Origin of the sequence: Maribrevibacterium harenarium (assembly GCF_006385675.1) — a bacterium.
GTDB lineage: Bacteria > Pseudomonadota > Gammaproteobacteria > Pseudomonadales > Marinomonadaceae > Marinomonas > Marinomonas harenarium.
In genome coordinates this window covers 73,212-93,120 of record NZ_VFRR01000011.1, presented here as the reverse complement: position 1 = coordinate 93,120, position 19,909 = coordinate 73,212, and the positions used below count along the sequence as shown (strand labels likewise).

General features: G+C 48.3%; 17 protein-coding genes. 15 read left to right on the top strand and 2 right to left on the bottom strand.

What is annotated here, in order from left to right:
- The first annotated feature begins 38 nt into the window (after positions 1–38).
- The 7 genes from FJM67_RS07555 (at position 39) to acpS (ending at position 6,339) form a co-directional block, all read left to right on the top strand.
- A complete protein-coding gene (locus tag FJM67_RS07555; protein ID WP_140588182.1) occupies positions 39–665 on the top strand; it encodes a riboflavin synthase subunit alpha in 627 nt (208 codons plus the stop codon).
- A gap of 175 nt (positions 666–840) precedes the next feature.
- On the top strand, positions 841–2,646 hold the full coding sequence (gene lepA, locus FJM67_RS07550) for a translation elongation factor 4 (RefSeq protein ID WP_140588181.1): 1,806 nt from the start codon (positions 841–843) through the stop codon (positions 2,644–2,646).
- A 54-nt stretch (positions 2,647–2,700) separates the two neighbouring features.
- On the top strand, positions 2,701–3,525 hold the full coding sequence (gene lepB / locus FJM67_RS07545; protein ID WP_140588180.1) for a signal peptidase I: 825 nt from the start codon (positions 2,701–2,703) through the stop codon (positions 3,523–3,525).
- A gap of 13 nt (positions 3,526–3,538) precedes the next feature.
- Entirely contained in the window at positions 3,539–4,222 is a 684-nt protein-coding gene (gene rnc / locus FJM67_RS07540; RefSeq protein ID WP_140588179.1) for a ribonuclease III, read from the top strand.
- Entirely contained in the window at positions 4,215–5,189 is a 975-nt protein-coding gene (gene era / locus FJM67_RS07535; RefSeq protein ID WP_140588178.1) for a GTPase Era, read from the top strand. Before rnc ends, era begins: the two co-directional genes overlap by 8 nt.
- Positions 5,189–5,944: a DNA repair protein RecO gene (recO, locus tag FJM67_RS07530; RefSeq protein WP_140588177.1), complete on the top strand. Its 756-nt coding sequence runs from the start codon at positions 5,189–5,191 to the stop codon at positions 5,942–5,944. The genes era and recO overlap by 1 nt, the downstream gene beginning before the upstream one ends.
- Positions 5,944–6,339, top strand: coding sequence for a holo-ACP synthase (gene acpS / locus FJM67_RS07525; RefSeq protein ID WP_140588176.1), 396 nt, complete (start codon positions 5,944–5,946; stop codon positions 6,337–6,339). The genes recO and acpS overlap by 1 nt, the downstream gene beginning before the upstream one ends.
- Here the strand turns inward: acpS and FJM67_RS07520 are convergent.
- Together FJM67_RS07520 and FJM67_RS07515 are read right to left on the bottom strand one after the other, a co-directional pair.
- Positions 6,275–9,073, bottom strand: coding sequence for a response regulator (locus FJM67_RS07520; RefSeq protein WP_140588175.1), 2,799 nt, complete (start codon positions 9,071–9,073; stop codon positions 6,275–6,277). The two genes, acpS and FJM67_RS07520, sit on opposite strands and share 65 nt — an antisense overlap.
- A 41-nt stretch (positions 9,074–9,114) precedes the next feature.
- The gene (locus FJM67_RS07515) at positions 9,115–9,339 is read right to left on the bottom strand and encodes a hypothetical protein (protein WP_140588174.1); all 225 of its coding nucleotides are present in this window, start codon (positions 9,337–9,339) and stop codon (positions 9,115–9,117) included.
- Between the two features lie 138 nt (positions 9,340–9,477).
- Here FJM67_RS07515 and cysM point away from each other — a divergent pair, with 138 nt between their 5' ends.
- The 8 genes from cysM (at position 9,478) to FJM67_RS07475 (ending at position 19,899) form a co-directional block, all read left to right on the top strand.
- Positions 9,478–10,371, top strand: a complete 894-nt coding sequence (gene cysM, locus FJM67_RS07510; protein ID WP_140588173.1) for a cysteine synthase CysM — start codon at positions 9,478–9,480, stop codon at positions 10,369–10,371.
- Between the two features lie 45 nt (positions 10,372–10,416).
- Positions 10,417–11,760 (top strand): 23S rRNA (uracil(1939)-C(5))-methyltransferase RlmD, encoded by a 1,344-nt coding sequence (gene rlmD, locus FJM67_RS07505; RefSeq protein ID WP_140588172.1) that lies wholly within the window; start codon positions 10,417–10,419, stop codon positions 11,758–11,760.
- Between the two features lie 12 nt (positions 11,761–11,772).
- Positions 11,773–14,016: a GTP diphosphokinase gene (relA, locus tag FJM67_RS07500; protein ID WP_140588171.1), complete on the top strand. Its 2,244-nt coding sequence runs from the start codon at positions 11,773–11,775 to the stop codon at positions 14,014–14,016.
- Entirely contained in the window at positions 14,016–14,819 is an 804-nt protein-coding gene (gene mazG / locus FJM67_RS07495) for a nucleoside triphosphate pyrophosphohydrolase (protein ID WP_140588170.1), read from the top strand. Before relA ends, mazG begins: the two co-directional genes overlap by 1 nt.
- Before the next feature lie 37 nt (positions 14,820–14,856).
- Positions 14,857–17,487 (top strand): phosphoenolpyruvate carboxylase, encoded by a 2,631-nt coding sequence (gene ppc / locus FJM67_RS07490; protein ID WP_140588169.1) that lies wholly within the window; start codon positions 14,857–14,859, stop codon positions 17,485–17,487.
- Positions 17,488–17,718: 231 nt separating this feature from the next.
- Complete coding sequence (gene adk / locus FJM67_RS07485; protein WP_140588168.1) at positions 17,719–18,375, top strand: adenylate kinase; 657 nt, start codon at positions 17,719–17,721, stop codon at positions 18,373–18,375.
- Between the two features lie 6 nt (positions 18,376–18,381).
- A complete protein-coding gene (tsaB, locus tag FJM67_RS07480; RefSeq protein WP_140588167.1) occupies positions 18,382–19,092 on the top strand; it encodes a tRNA (adenosine(37)-N6)-threonylcarbamoyltransferase complex dimerization subunit type 1 TsaB in 711 nt (236 codons plus the stop codon).
- A 3-nt stretch (positions 19,093–19,095) separates the two neighbouring features.
- Entirely contained in the window at positions 19,096–19,899 is an 804-nt protein-coding gene (locus tag FJM67_RS07475; RefSeq protein ID WP_140588166.1) for an undecaprenyl-diphosphate phosphatase, read from the top strand.
- Positions 19,900–19,909: the final 10 nt, after the last annotated feature.

Genomic DNA, 19,909 nt, shown 5'->3' with positions numbered 1-19,909 from the left:
TTAACCTATTCCACATACTTCTAGCGAAAGGCAAAATCATGTTTACCGGTATTGTTCAAGGCATTGCCCAAGTGGCTCAGTGTCAACCAATAGGGCGCAATATGCGTCTTGAAGTTCGTTTCCCCGTCGGTGTAATGGCTGATCAGCAGCTGGGTGCTAGTGTTGCTATCAATGGGGTATGTTTGACCGTTGCCAAAATCGAAGGAGATTATCTGAGCTTTGATGTGATTGATACCACCCTAGCATTAACCAATATTGGCATTTTGAACGCTGGCGATACAGTTAATTTTGAACGTGCTGCCAAAATGGGGGATGAAGTGGGCGGTCATGTCATGTCGGGCCATATTATGACGACGGTGACTGTGTCCCAGGTGGAGAAAATTGAGCAAAGCGTACACATTCGTTTTCAGGTAAATAACCACCAGGATGAGCGCCGCTATTTGTTTGACAAAGGTTATGTCGGACTAAATGGGGCAAGTCTTACCATAAGTGCTATCGGTGACGATTGGATTGAGGTGTCTCTGATCCCCGAAACCTTGCGTCTTACAACCTTTGGCACCATCAAGGTTGGCGATAAAGTGAATCTGGAAATCGACGCCCATACCCAAGCGACCGTTGATACTGTCGAGCGCGTATTGAAACAACGGGGAATCGTGCTTCCCTAATATGTCTCTAGTGGCGTGCTCGGAAATAAATGGAGTCTACTAGGGATTTTCGGTAGAATGCGCGCCACATTTTCCCCGAGAACTCGTTCATAAGCTCAGATTATTAACCGTCGTGTGGTTAACTAAGCTATTTATCAACAGAGACTCAGATTAACTTTTTTCTTTATGTAGGTTCATCGTGTCAGATAATCTCAAGCACATACGTAACTTCAGTATCATTGCCCACATAGATCACGGCAAATCGACGCTGGCTGACCGCTTTATCCAAAAGTGTGAGGGTCTGTCTGAGCGCGAGATGGCCAACCAAGTACTGGACTCGATGGATATTGAGCGTGAGCGCGGTATCACCATTAAAGCCCAGAGTGTGACGTTGGACTACAAAGCAGCAGATGGAAACACCTATCAGTTGAACTTTATCGATACACCGGGGCACGTCGACTTTTCCTATGAAGTATCCCGTTCCCTTGCTGCCTGTGAAGGGGCTTTGTTGGTTGTGGATGCCGCCCAAGGCGTTGAAGCGCAATCAGTAGCGAACTGCTATACCGCTATCGAGCAAGGCCTGGAAGTGATGCCAGTACTTAATAAGATCGACTTGCCCCAAGCTGAGCCAATCCGTGTCGCGGCGGAAATCGAGGAAATTATAGGTATTGATGCGACCGACGCAGTAACTTGTTCGGCAAAAACTGGCATTGGTGTTGAAGACGTTTTAGAGCGCCTTATTGCAACGATTCCACCGCCGCAAGGTGATACCGAGGCACCCCTACAGGCGCTAATCATCGACTCTTGGTTCGATAACTACCTTGGCGTCGTCTCTTTGGTGCGCATTAAACAAGGTACGCTTCAAAAGAAAGATAAGATTTTTATCAAGTCGACTAAAAAGACTTATCCTGTTGATAACATTGGTATTTTCACACCTAAGCGTAAAGAAACCGGCGTTCTCCGTGCCGGTGAAGTAGGCTATGTGGTGGCGGGTATTAAAGATATCCATGGTGCACCAGTGGGGGATACCATTACTTTGGCATCGACTCCAGATGTGCCTCAGCTTGCCGGTTTCCAGAAAGTGAAGCCTCAGGTATACGCTGGTTTATTCCCCGTAAGCTCTGATGACTACGAAGATTTCCGCGAGGCGTTAGATAAGTTAACCCTGAACGATGCGTCTTTGTTCTTCGAACCGGAAACCTCTGATGCGCTTGGTTTTGGTTTCCGCTGTGGCTTCTTGGGCATGCTCCACATGGAGATTATCCAAGAGCGTTTAGAACGCGAGTATGACTTAGACTTGATTACTACGGCGCCGACAGTAGTGTATGAAGTCGAGCTCAACAATGGTGAAGTGATCAATGTTGACAGTCCGTCGAAAATGCCAGATCCGGGCGGCATTCGCGAAATGCGCGAGCCGATCGTAGAAGCAAATATCCTAGTGCCACAGGATTATCTCGGTAACGTGATTTCCCTATGTGTGGAAAAACGCGGTATTCAAAAAGACATGTTGTACGTGGGTAGCCAAGTGCAGTTGCGCTACCATTTGCCGATGAATGAAGTGGTTTTAGACTTTTTTGATCGTCTGAAGTCTTGTAGTCGTGGCTTTGCGTCCCTAGATTATTCCTTCCACCACTTTGAGGTTGCTCCTTTGGTGCGTCTCGATATTCTGATTAACGGCGATCGAGTGGATGCGTTGGCGTTAATCATGCACCGAGATAACGTGCAGCATAAAGGACGTTTGTTGTGTGAAAAGATGAAGGAACTGATTCCACGCCAGATGTTTGATGTTGCTATTCAGGGCGCAGTTGGGGCTAAGATTATCTCCCGTACGACCGTGAAGGCATTACGCAAAAACGTAACTGCCAAATGTTATGGTGGTGACGTTAGCCGTAAGAAGAAACTGTTGCAGAAACAAAAAGAAGGTAAGAAACGCATGAAGCAGGTGGGTAACGTCGAAGTTCCGCAAGCCGCGTTCCTCGCTGTGTTGAAAGTGGACAGTTAATCATAATGACTTGGGAGCCGCATAACCTGCGGCTCTTTTGCTTGGAGAGCAACAATGGATTTTGATTTCGAGATTATTCTCGCCATTGCCTTTTTAGTGACGCTGATCGCTTGGGTATATGACCGAGTGATTTATGCGCCAAAACGCAAAGAAGCTCTGTCCCAATTGCCGAGCAGTGCGGTTGAGGCGATGAACAAAGAAGCAAAGGAGCGCCTTGGTGGTGCCCCTAAATGGTTGTTAGAAGTGAAATCCTACTTTGTCATCATTGCGGTGATTTTTGGGGTTCGCTCTTTTTTAGTTGAGCCGTTTCAGATTCCTTCCGGTTCAATGTTGCCGACGTTGGAGATTGGTGATTTCATTTTGGTGAATAAACTGGACTATGGCGTGCGCCTTCCGGTTCTAAATACCGAACTGATTCCAACGACCCAGCCGGAGCGTGGCGATGTTGTAGTGTTTAAGTACCCGAAACAACCTAGCGTGAACTATATTAAACGTTTGATCGGTTTGCCTGGGGATGTGATCAGCTACCACAACAAAACCCTGATGATTAACGGTAAAATTATCAGTGATGAATTTTTGGCAGATCTGATGGTGTCAAAGAACCCCAGTGGCGAGCCAGTTAAAGTATTTAAAGAAGATTTGTTGGGTGTGCAACACGAAATATACGAGAGCTACCGCCGTAGCCCACTTGATGGCGACTGGATCGTGCCAGAAGGCCATTACTTCGTGATGGGCGATAATCGGGACAATAGTGCCGACAGCCGTGCTTGGGGCTTTGTGCCAGCAGCAAACCTGAAAGGGCGCGCATTTTACGTTTGGTTGCACTGGAACGAGTTCTTCAGCCTGCCCAATTTTAAAAATAATGGCTTAATAGAATAATTTTGGAGATGTTTTGAGTTCACTGTATCAGAAGTTGTGTCAGCGGTTAGGTTACTTTTTTGCTGACCTTGGACTGTTAGAGCTGGCTTTAACGCATCGTAGTTTTGGTGGTAAAAACAATGAGCGCTTAGAGTTCCTTGGTGATTCCATTCTCAATTACGTCATTGCGGAAGACCTGTTTCATCGCTTTCCCAAGGCCAAAGAGGGAGAGTTGAGTCGCCTGCGAGCATCCCTTGTTAAGGGGGATACCCTAGCGGAGTTAGCCCGGGAGTTTGGCTTGGGTGACTATCTTAAATTAGGTGCTGGTGAGTTAAAAAGTGGCGGTTTCCGCCGTGATTCCATTCTTGCCGACGCGGTCGAAGGCATCATAGGTGCTATCTATCTTGATGCTGGTATGGATGTGTGTCGGGAGCATATCCTAGCTTGGTATCGCCAGCGTTTAGATGCCACCTCCCTTAAAATCGTGACCAAAGATGCGAAAACCCGCTTGCAGGAATACTTGCAAGCACGTCGCCATGGGCTGCCCCAATACGATGTGGTGGATATTGTCGGTGATCCCCATGATCAGACTTTCTTTGTGCATTGCCAGGTTGAGTTATTGGATGAGCCAATCAAGGGCAAAGGCAACAGTCGCCGTATCGCTGAACAAAATGCTGCTGCTAAAGCGCTGAAATTACTGGATCAAAAACATGCATAACGATGACTTGCCAGAGCATGAGTACCTAGGTGACGACTTTGACGACGCCCAGGATAATGAACTTGATGAGCCCCTAGAAATCACCCATTGTGGTTTCGTTGCCATCGTTGGTCGTCCTAACGTAGGGAAATCCACCCTGCTGAACCATATTTTAGGGCAAAAGTTATCGATTACTTCCCGTAAGCCACAAACTACCCGTGATCAGATTATCGGTGTGAAAACCGAAGGTCATGTGCAAACTATTTATGTGGATACACCAGGACTTCACAAAGGGGAAGATAAGGCGATTAACCGCTACATGAATCGTACTGCCTCCTCTGCTTTGAAAGATGTGGACTTGGTATTGTTTGTGATTGAAGCGGAGCGCTGGACGGAGCAGGACGAAGTGGTGCTGCAACGGGTGCAATACGCTGACGCTCCGGTGGTGTTGGTAGTGAACAAGGTGGACAAACTAGAAGAAAAGGATGAATTGCTACCGCGCTTGATGCAACTATCGGAGAAGATGGATTTTGCCCAGATCGTACCTATTTCCGCCTTGCGTAACAGTAATCTTGATCGATTAGAGAAACTAGTAGAGAGCTATATTCCGGAAGGCTCCCAATACTACCCAGAAGATCAGATCACCAATCGTAGCTCACGCTTTTTGGCGGCAGAAATTGTACGGGAGAAAATCACCCGTCAGTTGGGTCAGGAAGTGCCCTACGAAGTGGCGGTGCAGATCGAAGAGTTTGTTTACGAAGGCTCTACCATACATATCAGCGCCTTAATCCTAGTGGAACGAGACGGACAGAAGCGCATCATCATCGGTGACAAGGGCGCTAAGATTAAGCTTATTGGTCGTGAAGCACGTATCGATATGGAAAATCTATTCCAATACAAGGTAATGCTGAACCTTTGGGTAAAAGTACGTTCGGGCTGGTCAGATGATGAACGTGCATTGGCAAGTTTAGGTTATCAGGAAGACTAATGGCGCAATGGGTGCGGGGCTATGTGCTTCACTCTCGCCCCTTTCAAGACAATAAACTTCTACTGGATATTTTTACCCAAGAATTGGGTCTTATCCGCGGTGTGTTTCGCCGTAATAAAAAAGAGGCTCGGGTTACCCCCGGGCCATTTTTGTTTTACGAGTGTTTTGTATCTGGTCGCGGTGAGCTAAAAACGATCCAAAAAGTCGAGGCCAGTGGGGCCGCTGCTCAACTGAGTGGGACAAGCCTCTACAGCGCATTTTATATCCATGAAATCATGGAGAGATTACTGCCATTTCATTTGCCGTTACCAGAATTGTTTCAACTCTATCAGTGGCTGTTGCAGGGATTTATCACCGGTTTGCCCTTAGCGCCCATCCTACGTCGTTTTGAAGCGGGACTATTTCATGAACTAGGCAATGAAGTCCCGCTAGCGGCCACCAGTCGTGGGGAGCCGTTGCAGCCTCAGCAGATCTATCAACTCGATGGACAGCATGGACTACGTCCTTATTTTGGCGAGCAGCCTAAGGTCAAACCTTTGATCTTTGTGGAAGGGGCTGTTGCCAATGCCTACGTGGCTGGTTTGTGGTCTGATCCCTTAGTGTTACTTATGGGGAAAGAGCTGCATCGAATTTGGTTGGACCAACTACTGGGCAAACCAATTAATGCTCGCAAATTGTTACCGCAGCAGCCGTATCAGGGGGAACGTCTGTGGCAGGTGCCCTTGTTCCGTTACCCTGTCATAGGAGTAAATTGATGATTATTGGTATTGGCACGGATTTAGTCGATATTCGACGTATTGCAACGTCTATAGAGAAGACTGGAGAGCGTTTTGTTCGGCGTATTCTGAGCGACTCTGAAGTAGCGCAGTGGCAGCAAATATCAACGTCAGAACGAGCTAATGCCTTTGTAGCCAAGCGTTTTGCTGCAAAAGAAGCAGCAGTAAAGGCGATTGGGACAGGGATTGGTAATGGGGTAAGTTTCCAGCATTTTACTGTGGCGAATTTGCCAAGTGGTCAACCCGTTTTAACGGTAGCAAAAGAAATAGAGCAACTAGTTGGGCAACCTATTAAGTGGCATTTAACACTCAGCGATGAGCGCCATTATGCTCAGGCGTTTGTGATTGCTGAGGCCATTGAACCAGAGGAATAGCCTGTTCAAATTCTTGGATGGCCGCAATAAAGTCATTATAGACTTCCTCCACATCCTCAAAGCCAAACTCTTTTAGATGGGTTTCTAGGTAGTTAGCGTGCTTGGTGATGCCGATGGTGCCAGTATACTTGCTGGCGCCGTGTAGTTTGTGCACCGCCGATATCAGCTCATCTAGGTTGCCCTGCTCATAATGCAGTTGGATCATGCGCCAGTCGTGGGGTAATCCTTCTACCATCATGGTGAACAGATCTTTAGCTATCGCATGATTTTGATTGGTCATGGTGAGCGCTTTTTGGTAATCAAAGATACCTTCTAATGCTCTGGCCACGGCTTGATCGTGGCTATCTTCGCCAAAGCACCAATGTTCTATGGTTTTAAATAGCACTTCTTCAGTAATGGGCTTGGTAAGATAGTCGTTCATGCCTGTTGCGATAATACGCTTCTTCTCGTCCCCAAGGACATGGGCGGTCAGAGCGATAATTGGGGTTTCTATGTGCCCCGGTAGTTGACGGATTTGCAGGGTCGCCTCGATACCATCCATTTGGGGCATCTGAATATCCATCAAGATCAGGTCGTAGTCTTTTTCTTTAGCCCGCTCAACGGCTTGCAGACCATCGTAGGCTAAATCCAATTCAATCCCGTGGGGAGTTAACCAATGGCGTACCAAGTGAAGATTTACTTGTGTGTCATCTACTGCGAGGATCGACAATCCCTTAATTCGGCTGTTGGCCTTAAGAGTGGGAGCTGGGGAAGCGGACTGCGGATTAAGCAAGGTAGGGAGAGCTTGCTCTGTTAATGCCTGACTTAATTCACTGGTGGAGAATGGTTTGCTGATAAAGGCGTTGGTATAGGGGCGGAAACGGTCGATCGAAAAACTAGGAGAAGTTGTGTGGCCCATCAAGACACAAGGTATTTCTAAGACCGTTTGACAATACTGCACTAACGCGAGCAACTCGTTTTCACTGACGATTCGGCTAGAGGTGGATAAGAGTAGCGCATCAGGCTGAGCTGATGATTTGGCTTGCAACGCCTGCACAAGACTTTTTCCATCGGTGAACCAATGGGCATCAATATTCAGCAACCCTAGATGATGGGCGAGAGAGCGGTGACAGATGTGAGCTGGCTCAAATATAAAGAGCTTCTTGTTGATTGGCTGTATTGGTGTCGGCGCTCGTTGCGCCACTGGTATATCGACGGTGAAGTAGAAATTGGTGCCTCTCCCAACGCTGCTGGATACGGTGATCTCCCCGCGCATTTGTTTAACCAGTTCCTTTGAAATGACTAACCCCAGTCCTGTGCCGCCAAATTTTCTGGTGGTTCTTGCATCAACCTGGGAGAAGGGGCGGAATAATCTTCCTATTTCGTCATTGGCGATACCAACACCGGTGTCACGTACTTGGATTAATAACTCTACACGCCTGTTACGACGGGTCTTGGTGGACACATCAACCTGAATATAACCCTTGTTGGTAAATTTGATCGCGTTACCAATCAAATTCATCAGAATTTGGCGGAAACGGCCATCATCCGCCAAGATCCACTCTGGTGTATCGGCAGCATAATCACAGACGAACTCCAGGTCTTTGGAATCGTTCAGTAGACTCGATGAAAGGGCATGGAAAACCTCATTAATTAGATTATGCAGATTAAATTCTCGCTGCTCTAATAGGAGTTTGCCTGATTCGAGTTTAGCAAAGTCTAAAATATCGCCGATGGTAGTGAGTAGATTGCGGGTTGATAGCTGAATCGTATTGATGTGTGAAAGCTGCTCTGCCGTTAATGGTGAGTTACGCAGCACTTCGGTAAACCCAAGAATGGCGCTGAGAGGGGTGCGGATTTCGTGGGAAATGTTCGCTAGAAACTCGGATTTGAGTTTATTGGATTCTTCCGCTTGTTTGTTGGCAAAGTGCAGTTCGGCACTTTTTTCCTCTAGTTCTTCAGAATGGGTATTGAGATCTCGGGTCTGTTGCTCAATCTCTGCATCAATTTGTGCTTGATAGTTTGCTAGGCGACTATCAATGTAATCGAGGGCCTCTTTCGTTTGGGCAAATTCCAACGGGAATACTAAATTCTGGCTGTAGCCAAAGTTTTCTTGGTAGATGTTATCTACGGCGTCCTTTAGTTGTAACCAAGGCGTTGATAAGTGCTGGGCAAGACGACGGCTCAGAATGAGTGCGACTAAATTAAACACCAAGCAAATGCCAAGACTGAATAGGGTAAAGCGTAAATTCACTAATTCTGTGGGGGTATAAGTGGCTGCAATCTGGAGCCAGCCAACAATATTGTTGTCGGTAGTGCTGGCTTGTAAGCCAAGTAGACTCTCACCTTGAGAAATAGTGTAGTAAACAGGTGCCGTAACAATAAATAGTTGCTGTTCTGGACGCTGTTCTGTCTGCAAAGCGGGAATGAATTGCCCTGGTTCAATGTCGTTACCGGCGCTTTCGACTCGGCGGCTCAAGCCATCAAAAAAGGTGGCTCCGACTATGCTGGGGTGCTGCAACAGGCTGTCGATATTTTTGCCCAGCAACGACTTGTCATTGAATAACAAGGCATATTCACTGGCGTTGGCAACCTGCTCACTGATTTGCTCCACACTCTCAAACAGCTGTTGGTAGTTGCTACGGTGATGGGAAGCAATGATGAGTAATACAGAACAAACAGAAATGACCAAAATAGGAAGATAGATGGCTAAAGTTAACTTGCGGGAGTAGGGCAAGGAGGTTAACCAGCGCATCAGCCTTCCTTATTTGGCTTGAAGTTTGTAAATATTAGGTTTTAGTAACAAACAAAGTTGCCCTTGTCTTTACGACGGGCACATTCCCGTTCATAGTTTTCGCAAGCGAGCACTTTTGTACGAGATGGGTTAGCGATGGTCTTACACTCGCGCCATTTGCTACGCAGCTCTGCATCAGGGATATCTGCTGATGGGCCGCCGAACATGTCGCAGCCTGATAAAACGATCGCTGCGGTTAACAGGCCGAGCAAGGTAATCTTGCGCATCTTACGATCTCCAATAGGAAGAGAACTAAGTTTATAACGAGTTCGTATTGTATAAATCTATACAAAAGCATTCTAATGCTTTTGTATTGCATTATGTAAAGTGTTCATTTTAAACAAAACAATGTCAACGAAGTTTTTATGATCGAGTACCCTACCATTGAATCTTTAGTGGGAAATACGCCCCTGATTCGCCTACAGCGTATAAATCCAAACCCTAGCAATACCATCCTATTGAAAATGGAAGGGCAAAATCCTGCGGGTTCGGTGAAGGATCGCCCGGCATTAAATATGATCAAGCAGGCTGAAGCACGGGGCGATATTAAACCTGGCGACAGCCTCATCGAAGCCACCTCCGGTAACACTGGCATTGCTCTGGCCATGGCTGCTGCCATTATGGGCTACACCATGCATTTGATTATGCCAGACAATATGAGCGATGAGCGCAAGGCGGCCATGTCAGCCTACGGTGCAAAGCTGCATCTTGTGTCCAAAGAAGAAGGAATGGAGCGAGCCCGCGATCTCGCTTTGGAAATGCAACAGCAAGGGATCGGTATTGTGTTGAACCAATTCGCCAATCCAGATAACCCGAGCGCCCACACCCTGAGCACTGGCCCAGAAATATGGCAGCAAACCCAAGGAACTGTCACCCATTTTGTCAGTTCAATGGGAACGACTGGCACTATTATGGGGGTCTCCAAATACCTTAAACAGCAAAACCCTGATGTACAAATCGTCGGTTTACAACCGCAAGAAGGTAGCAGTATCCCCGGTATCCGTCGTTGGCCAGAAGCCTATTTGCCGACCATTTTTGAGCGTGAGCGGGTGGATTTGATCATGGATATTGCTCAAACAGACGCTGAGCAAGTGATGCGTGATTTGGCGACTCAAGAAGGCATTTTCTGTGGTGTCTCTTCCGGGGGCTCGGTCAGTGCCGCCTTGCAGCTATCACGCCAAGTAAACAACGCCACCATTGTCGCTATTATCTGTGACCGTGGTGACCGCTATCTCTCAACTGGGGTATTTAACGCCTAACGGGAAGCGTTTGGGGGGTTCTATGTAGAAATTGGCAACTAGGGTATGATGTGCCCTCGTTGTAGCTACCAAGAGAACGGTAAATTGAATAGGTCTCCCAAACGCAAACCTTCTGCCCCGATTCAGAAAACCTTATCCCAGGTGCCTGTCACCGACCTCACCGCCGAAGGCAAAGGGCTCGCTCGTATTGATGGCAAAGTAATCTTTATTGAAGGTGCTCTACCGGGGGAAGTGGTTGATGTGCGCCTAAGTAAGTCTACCCGCCAGTTCGATGAAGGGAGCGTCTCGCGCTTAATACAAACTTCTGAGCAACGCCAAACTCCGTTTTGCTCCCATTACGATGAGTGTGGCGGTTGCCAGCTACAACACCTGCCCATTACATTACAACACCAAGCTAAAGAGCAGGGCTTACGCCACAAGCTGCGTAAAACGCTTACCAATGGTGAAGCTATTGCGTGGCTGACTGGTCCTGAACAAGGTTACCGCCGTCGCGCTCGATTGTCGGTGTTTGTGACCCAAGGCCAGACTTGTATCGGCTTTCGAGCACAATCCTCCAATCGTATCGTTGATATAGAACAGTGCCCCGTATTGACGCTGTCGCTGCAGGGCTGTTTGCCGCTTTTACGTGCCCAAATCATAGAACAGCAAATCGCCGGGAAAATTGGTCATATTGAGCTACTCGAAGACGATCTGGGTGTCAGTGTGATTGTACGGTTGTCACGGCCATTAGCCTCTGAGCAGCGTGATTCCCTTGAACAATGGGCACGCCAGCAAGACATACTTTTATACTGGCAAGAGCCGGAGCAGGATCGAATTAGTCAACATCAAGAGCATAGCTATCCTGTTGCTGGGCAGAAAATTGGTTTTCACCCTCAGGATTTTATCCAAGTTAATGGGGTCATAAATGACGACATGGTTGACCAAGCGATGACGTGGTTAGCCCCTAGTGCAAACGACGTGGTGTTGGATTTGTTTTGTGGGGCAGGTAATTTTTCTTTGCCACTGGCGCAACGAAGTCTTAAGGTTTATGCCGTAGAAGGTTTAGAGTCACTCATCGCGGCAGGCCGACAAAATGCGGTTCGTGCCGGATTGGACAATCTCGAATTTATCGCTGCGGATTTAACTCAACCAGTGGGTAAGTGGTTACAGCAGGCTGGAGTGACCAAAGTCTTGTTAGATCCCCCTCGGGCCGGGGCGTGGGAATTCTTGCCGAGCTTAGTCAAGCTTAAGGCCAAGCAGATTTTGTACGTTTCTTGCAATGCAGCCACATTAGCAAGGGATGCGGAGTATCTAGTCGATCATGGTTATCAGGTTGTGCGGGTGAGTTTAATGGATATGTTCCCCCATACCAGTCATGTGGAAACTATGATGTTGTTACAACGAAAATAGAAGGAAAAGCGAATGGTAACGGTAAGAAAGGATCACCCGATTTTAGCGGATGGTTCCGTAGACATCGATGCCTGGATGGGGCAACTTTCCGACAAAATTGATGAAGGCACCCGAATCCCACTGCGTATGGCCTGTGAGTTGGCTCGTCAAGCAGAAGCGGCCAGTGGTCGAACATCCTACTGGGGGCCTCAAGCAAGTACCTTCCGTGCTGGCTTGGAGATGGTAGAAATTCTGGCAGGATTCCGTGCCGACCAAGACTCCTTGGTTGCCGCAGCGCTCTATCGTGCGGTGCGCGAGGATCAATTGGCGCTGAGTAAAGTCGCCGATATGTTTGGCCGCAAGGTGGCCTCCTTGGTGGAAGGTGTCATCCGCATGGGAGAGGTATCGAAAAATCTTTCCGCTGATACCACCGCTGAGGTACTAGGCAGCCACGAAAACCAGCTCGAAGCTCTGCGCAAAATGCTCGTTTCCATCATTGATGACGTGCGAGTGGTACTGATCAAACTAGCGGAACGTGCCTGTGCGATCAAAGAAGCCAAGCACCAAGATGATGCGCGTAAAGAATCTGTTGCCCTAGAAGTGCAAAGCGTTTATGCCCCCTTGGCCCATCGTCTAGGGATAGGTCATATCAAGTGGGAACTCGAAGATCTATCGTTCCGCTACCTTTACCCAGCAGAATATAAGCGTATTGCTAAGTTATTGGATGAAAAACGGCTTGATCGCCAGCAATTTATTGATGATGTGATCGAGCTGTTAAAGCAGCGCATGGCAGAAATCAATATCCATGCGGATGTGACTGGGCGGGCTAAGCACATTTACAGTATCTGGCGCAAAATGCGTCGCAAAAATATTCCTTTTGATGAAGTGTATGATGTCCGTGCCGTACGTATTTTGGTGGATGAGCCAATGCAGTGTTACGCGGTGCTGGGTATTGTTCATAATCTGTGGCACCCAGTGCCGAATGAATTTGATGATTACATCAGTAATCCGAAATCCAATGGCTATCAATCGTTACACACGGCGGTCGTCGGCCCTCAAGGTCGGGCATTAGAGATTCAGATTCGTACCCACAAGATGCATGAGGATGCAGAGCTTGGGGTCTGTGCCCACTGGAAATACAAGGGGACAGATCTCAGCTCCAATAGCTCCAGCTATGAGGAAAAGTTACAGTGGCTGCGAACCATCTTGGATTTCAATGAAGTCCAAGGGGATCTGGAGTCCCTATCGGCCCAAGTGCGTAATGATATCGAGCAAGACCGCATCTATGTGTTTACCCCCGAGGGGCATGTCGTTGATCTGCCGGTCAATGCAACGGCGGTGGATTTCGCTTACCGAGTACATACGGAAATTGGTCATCGTTGTCGTGGGGCCAAGGTTAACGGTCGCATTATCTCGTTGGTTACGCCTCTGAAAACCGGTGATAAGGTCGAAATTCTCACCGCTAAAGAAGGTGCGCCGAGTCGTGACTGGCTGCATCCAACCCTCGGTTACGTCAACACCAGCCGAGCGCGGGCGAAAATTCAAAGTTGGTTCCGTAAAGAAGATCGGGACAACAACCTAGAAGCGGGGCGCGCGCTACTCAGTAAACAGCTCAAACGTCTAGGTATCGAGGAATCCAGCCTTGATCTAGAGGCGATTGCCGCGCGCTTCAACTTTGTAAATATAGACGATGTCTACGTTTCCTTAGGGGCGGGGGATATCCAGCTTTCGCGCGTGTTGCGAGTGATTGATGATATCCATGGTCTAGATGGGGAACCGTCCCCAAGACCCATTCGCGTTAAGAAAAGTCGTCATAAGGCGGCTGACAATGACGTTCACATCTTGGGTGTCGGTCAGTTGCTTACCCAAATGGCAAAATGTTGCTCCCCGATTCCAGGGGACGAAATCGTGGGGTATATCACCCAAGGTCGCGGCGTGTCGGTACATCGTCAAGACTGTATTAATATGGTTCAGCACTCGGTGGATGAACCGGAACGTGTGGTAGAGGTGAGTTGGGGTGAAGAATTGGATAACCTTTATCCCGTCAACATACAAGTTCGCGCCTATGATCGCACCGGCTTGCTCAATGACATTACCGCCCTGATTGCCAACGAGAAAGTCAATTTACTGGCGATGAACACCTTGTCCACCAAGGAAAATAATAGCGCTATGATTCGCTTTACCATTGAGGTGGGCGAGTTGAGTGTGCTGTCGCGCCTGCTGCACCGGATCAATCAGTTGCCTAACGTTCTAGATGTATTTCGCGAGAAAGATTAATGAGTTTTACCACCACGGATCTGCAACAATTGATGGCCATGCTGCGGGATCGTCAGCATGGTTGTCCTTGGGATCAAAAACAGACTCACGCCACCATTGCCCCTTATACCATTGAAGAAGCCTACGAAGTGATGGATGCGGTCTTGCAACAGGACCCACAGCATCTATGTGAAGAGTTGGGAGACTTATTGTTTCAAGTGGTATTTCAAGCTCAGATAGGGGCAGAGAACGGTGACTTTACCTTTGATGATGTGGTGCGCGTATTAATGGAAAAAATGCTGCGTCGTCATCCTCATGTATTCCCAGATGGAACATTATCCAGCTTCGGGCAGGCGGCTGAGATCACAGAAGAGCAAATTTCGGAAAATTGGCAGCGCATCAAAGCTGCTGAAAAGGCCAGCAAGCCACAGCATTTGCTAGATGCAGTGCCAACTGGCATGGGGCCACTGGAGCAGGCGGTAAAAATCCAGAAGACTGCTGCTAAGGTGGGTTTTGATTGGAGTGAAGTGGCTCCGGTGTTTGCCAAGATTCGTGAAGAACTCAACGAGCTTGAGCAGGCGTATCAGCATCTAAGTCAAGATGAAGTGGAAGCTGAGCTTGGTGATGTGTTGTTTGCTGTCGCGAACTTAGCACGGCATAGTCGGGTTTCCCCCGATGTCGCTTTGGGTCGAACAAACCGGAAATTTCGTCATCGCTTTGCCTACATAGAACAGGTACTATCTGGCCGAGGCGTAGCGTTAACCGACTGTTCTCTCGAGCAATTAGATGAACTGTGGGACGAAGCAAAACGCCAAGGCCTATAATGCAACCGACAAAAATACCACCAAAAGGAGACGTATAGTGACCGACCGTCAAGCCTCGCTGCGCGAAAATGTACGCTTGCTAGGGGACTGCCTGGGCGAAACCATGAGCAACCACTTAGGTGAAGACTTCCTTGATACCGTCGAGAATATTCGTCTACTTTCCAAAGATGGGCGTCAGTCTGGTAATTCTCAAGCACTGATCGAGGCTCTAGAAGCATTGGCAGACAAAGACATAGTGCCAGTGGCTCGGGCTTTTAATCAGTTTTTGAACCTATCAAATATTGCGGAGCAGTACCATCGAGTACACCGTCGCCGCACCAATGAAAGTTTGGGTATCTATAAAAACCCGGTAGGCAATCTGCTGACTCGGTTACATGAAAAAGGCTTTTCTGCCGAGCAAATGGAAGAGGCTCTGGCGCAACAATCGGTAGAGTTAGTGCTCACTGCCCATCCGACGGAAGTGGTGCGCCGTTCCTTGATTCGCAAGTACGACAATATTTCGAGCGAGCTAGAAGCACTGGACAAAGACAATATCCTGCCCCTCGAAGAAGCAAAGCACGTTCGCCGTCTGAAAGAAATCATTACCCAGGCTTGGCATACGGATGAAATTCGTGACCAGCGTCCTACGCCGGTTGATGAAGCCAAATGGGGGTTTGCGGTGATTGAGCAGAGCTTGTGGCAAGCGGTACCGCGTTTCTTCCGTCAATTGGACGAACAATTCGCCAAGTATACGGATAAGGACCGCCTATCCCTCAACCTGGCGCCGATCCGTTTTGCTACTTGGATGGGTGGGGATCGAGATGGCAACCCTAATGTTACCCATGACGTGACGCGACAAGTGACCCTGCTCGCCCGTTGGATGGCTGCCGATCTGTATATAAAAGATCTTTCTATATTGCGCTCGGAATTTTCCATGACCCAGTGCAACGGGGCTTTACGTGAACGGGTGGGAGACAGTTCTCAGCCCTATCGTGAAGTGATCAGACAGCTAGAACGCCGTCTGATTGCCACCAAAGAATGGGCTCAAGCTAGCCTAGAAGGGAAAGCTGCTTCCCTCGAAGGTGTTATGTTTGATGCCCAAGAGCTGCACGACGATTTGGTATTGTGTTACCAATCGTTGATTGATTGCGGTATGAAGGTAATTGCCAATGGTGCTGTGTTAGATGTGATTCGTTGTGTTTCAACATTTGGTCTGACGCTGGTGCGCCTTGATGTACGCCAAGATGCTTCGCGTCATATCGAGGTGCTGTCTGCGATTACTCGATTCTACGGATTAGGTGATTACGCCGAGTGGGACGAAGCTTCTCGTCAGGCCTTTCTACTGGCTGAACTAAACTCCAAACGCCCCTTGCTGCCGCGAGAATGGACGCCAACGGCGGAAGTCAAAGAGGTGTTAGATACCTTTGCTATGATCGCACAAGGGCATCGTAGCTCATTTGGTTCTTATGTTATTTCCATGGCAAGTGCACCTTCCGATGTGCTGGCGGTTGCCCTGTTACTGCAAGAGTCTGGGGTCAGCTTCAAGCTGCCGATCGTGCCATTGTTTGAAACCTTAGCGGATCTGGATAATGCGGAGCCAATCATCGAGCAATTGTTCACGACGCCTTGGTATAAAGCCTATATTGATGGTCGCCAAGAAGTGATGATCGGCTACTCCGATTCCGCTAAAGATGCCGGGCAAATTGCCGCGACATGGGGGCAATACCGAGCTCAAGAAGCACTCACCGCCCTGTGCAAACGTCATGGCGTTCATTTGACCCTATTCCATGGCCGTGGCGGTACGGTTGGTCGTGGTGGCGGCCCAGCCCATGTGGCGATTCTGTCCCAACCGCCAGGATCAGTTAACGGTGCCATTCGAGTGACCGAACAGGGTGAAATGATTCGCTTCAAGTTTGGTATTCCAGACATTGCTGTACGTTCTTTGGAGTTGTATTGCTCAGCCGTTATGGAAGCGACACTAATTCCGGCAGCTGCACCCAAAGCAGAATGGCGGGCGTTAATGGATGAAATGGCGGAAGAGGGCATGAATCAATACCGCTCTATTGTCCGTGGACATCAGGAATTCGTGCCTTACTTTAGAGCCATTACTCCAGAGCAAGAACTGGCAAAATTGCCATTAGGTTCGCGTCCTGCCCGTCGTCGTTCTGACGGTGGCGTGGAAAGCCTAAGGGCGATTCCATGGATCTTCGCTTGGATGCAAATTCGCTTGATGCTGCCAGCATGGCTAGGTGCTGAGAGTGCGTTGCAACAGAGCATTGAGTCCGGTAATTTGGAAAAACTGCGAGAAATGCACAAGCAGTGGCCGTTCTTCGGTGCTTACTTGGATATGTTAGACATGGTATTGGCGAAGACTGAGCCAGAAATTGCGGAATACTATGAAAAACGCCTAGTTCCCGAGGAATTGCGCGGTCTGGGGCGTTTATTACGCAAAAAGCTCGAATTAGTGTGTAGTTTGGTGAAAGAGGTCAAGCAACAGGAACGCCTCATCGAAGATAATAAAACTATTCGTCAGTCCATTGATGTGCGTAATCCCTACATCGATCCATTGCATTATTTACAGGCAGAGTTGCTCTACCGTAGTCGCAAAGATCAGGATAATAGCGCAGTCAATAAAGCGCTGATGATTACCATGGCTGGTATTGCCAGTGGTATGCAAAATACGGGCTAAGTAGTAAAAATCTCAAAAATACGTAATATACCCCGACTTTAGTCGACAACTTAGACTCTTAATTTGCATCGTTCGCCGCCGCTTGGTTATTCTTGGCGGCGACCGTTTTTTTAGATATGAATTTTTTAGCAAGTAAGTCACTCGAACCATACTTATAAATATATCGAGTAGACCCCGGCAGTGTTCTTGCTTGTTACGCCGATTTTTTACGCAGACTTTTGGAGAGAATTTATGCGAATCATTCTGTTAGGTGCCCCAGGCGCAGGTAAAGGAACCCAAGCTCAATTCATTACGGAAGAGTTTGGTATTCCTCAAATCTCAACTGGCGACATGCTACGTGCGGCCGTAAAAGCAGGAACTGAACTAGGTCTTAAAGCCAAAGCGGTGATGGATGCCGGTCAACTGGTTTCCGATGACATCATCATTGGTCTAGTGAAAGAGCGCTTGCAAGCGGAAGACTGTGCCAATGGCGCTTTGTTTGACGGTTTTCCTCGTACCATTCCGCAAGCTGATGCCCTTAAAGAAGCTGGCGTGAAGATTGACTACGTGGTTGAGATTGATGTGTCAGACGAAGAAATCGTACAGCGCATGAGTGGCCGTCGTGTGCACGAAGGTTCTGGTCGTACTTACCATGTGGTATACAACCCACCTAAGGAAGAAGGTAAAGACGACGTTACTGGCGAGCCTTTAATTCAACGTGCCGATGATACCGAAGAGACCGTACGTAAGCGCTTGACTGTTTACCATGATCAAACTGCTCCATTGATCGGTTATTACCAACAATGGCAAGAGCAAGAGCCTGAAAATGCTCCACAATTTGTGAAAATCAATGGTGTCGGTGACTTGGCAACCATTAAACAAGGTTTGATTGCAGCGCTAAAGGCTTAAGCATTAATGACAGCGATTTTAGCCATAGATACCTCAACGCCAGCTTGTTCGGTGGCGTTGATTGTCGATGGTGCTGTGTTGGAAGACTTCCGCATGGCACCTAGACAGCATAATGATCTGATTTTACCCATGGTAGATCAGATCCTTGCCCAAGCAGAACTATCTCTAGCTCAACTGGATGCGTTGGCGTTCGGGCGTGGTCCTGGCAGTTTTACGGGACTACGAATTAGTGCCGGTATTGTACAAGGGTTGGCCTATGGCGCTGATCTTCCTGTCGTGCCAGTGAGTACTTTAGCGGCGATGGCTCTAGAAGGCTATCAGCTCCATGGCGGTGACTATTGGCTAGCAGCATTAGATGCTCGCATGGGGGAGATTTATGCCGGGGGCTATCATATTCAGGTAGATGATGAGCAACAGTGGCACTTGCAAGAGTGCTGGGCCGAGCGAGTTATCAAACCTGAAGTTTTGCCCGTTTTCGACTTACCCTATCAAGGGGTGGGCTCAGGCTGGTGTTATGCAGACGACATTCAAGCTCGACTACCACAACCTGCCAATCTTATTTTGACTGATATTGCACCGCGGGCTGCTTGCATAGCGGAATTGGCTGCTAGGGACTTTGCTCAAGGTAAAAGCGTAGCCGCTTCCCAAGCCATCCCAGTCTATTTACGTGACGAAATTACTTGGGAAAAACAACCTCCCCGCATAGGAAAGCGCTAATTCATGCTGTGGTACCACATTGTCTTTTTGGCCTTGATCCAAGGTCTCACTGAGTTTTTACCGATCTCCAGTTCCGCCCATTTGATTTTGCCTTCCCAGTTACTGGGCTGGCCTGATCAAGGGCTTGCCTTTGACGTGGCGGTGCATGTTGGTACTCTCGTTGCTGTTATTGGCTATTTTTGGCGGGATATTTGGGCGATTGCCATAGGGTGGTTGGCCGCCCTTGTTGGTAAACCGGCGACGCCAGAAAGTAGATTAGGTTGGTGGATTATTCTGGCCACGATCCCTGCTGGGGTTGCAGGTGTGGTGTTTGGGGACTTCATTGAGACCCATTTACGCTCAATCCTAGTGATTGCTATGACCACCATAGGTTTTGGTGTTTTGCTATGGGTGTCTGATCGCTTTTTTGCAGATCGCCTTGATATCGATAAGCTGGGTTTACCAAGCGTAGTTGTTATCGGTCTTGCTCAAGCGCTGGCGCTCATTCCAGGTACCTCCCGTTCTGGTATTACCATGACGGCGGCACGTATGTTGGGGTTTTCCCGTCAAGCCGCAGCACGATTCTCTTTTCTCTTGTCCGTGCCATTGATCGTCGCGGCTGGTGGCTTAAAAACGGTGGAGTTGCTCAGTAGTTCTATGCCGGTAGACTGGCAGGCGATCGTTTGGGGTGTTGCGTTATCGGCGATTAGTGCTTACCTTTGTATCTACTTCTTCTTGAAATGGTTGAACAATATTGGGTTTTTACCATTTATGCTGTACCGCTTAGCCCTCGGTGGTATTTTGTTGCTGATTATTTATCTAGGTTAAGTCTAGGAGT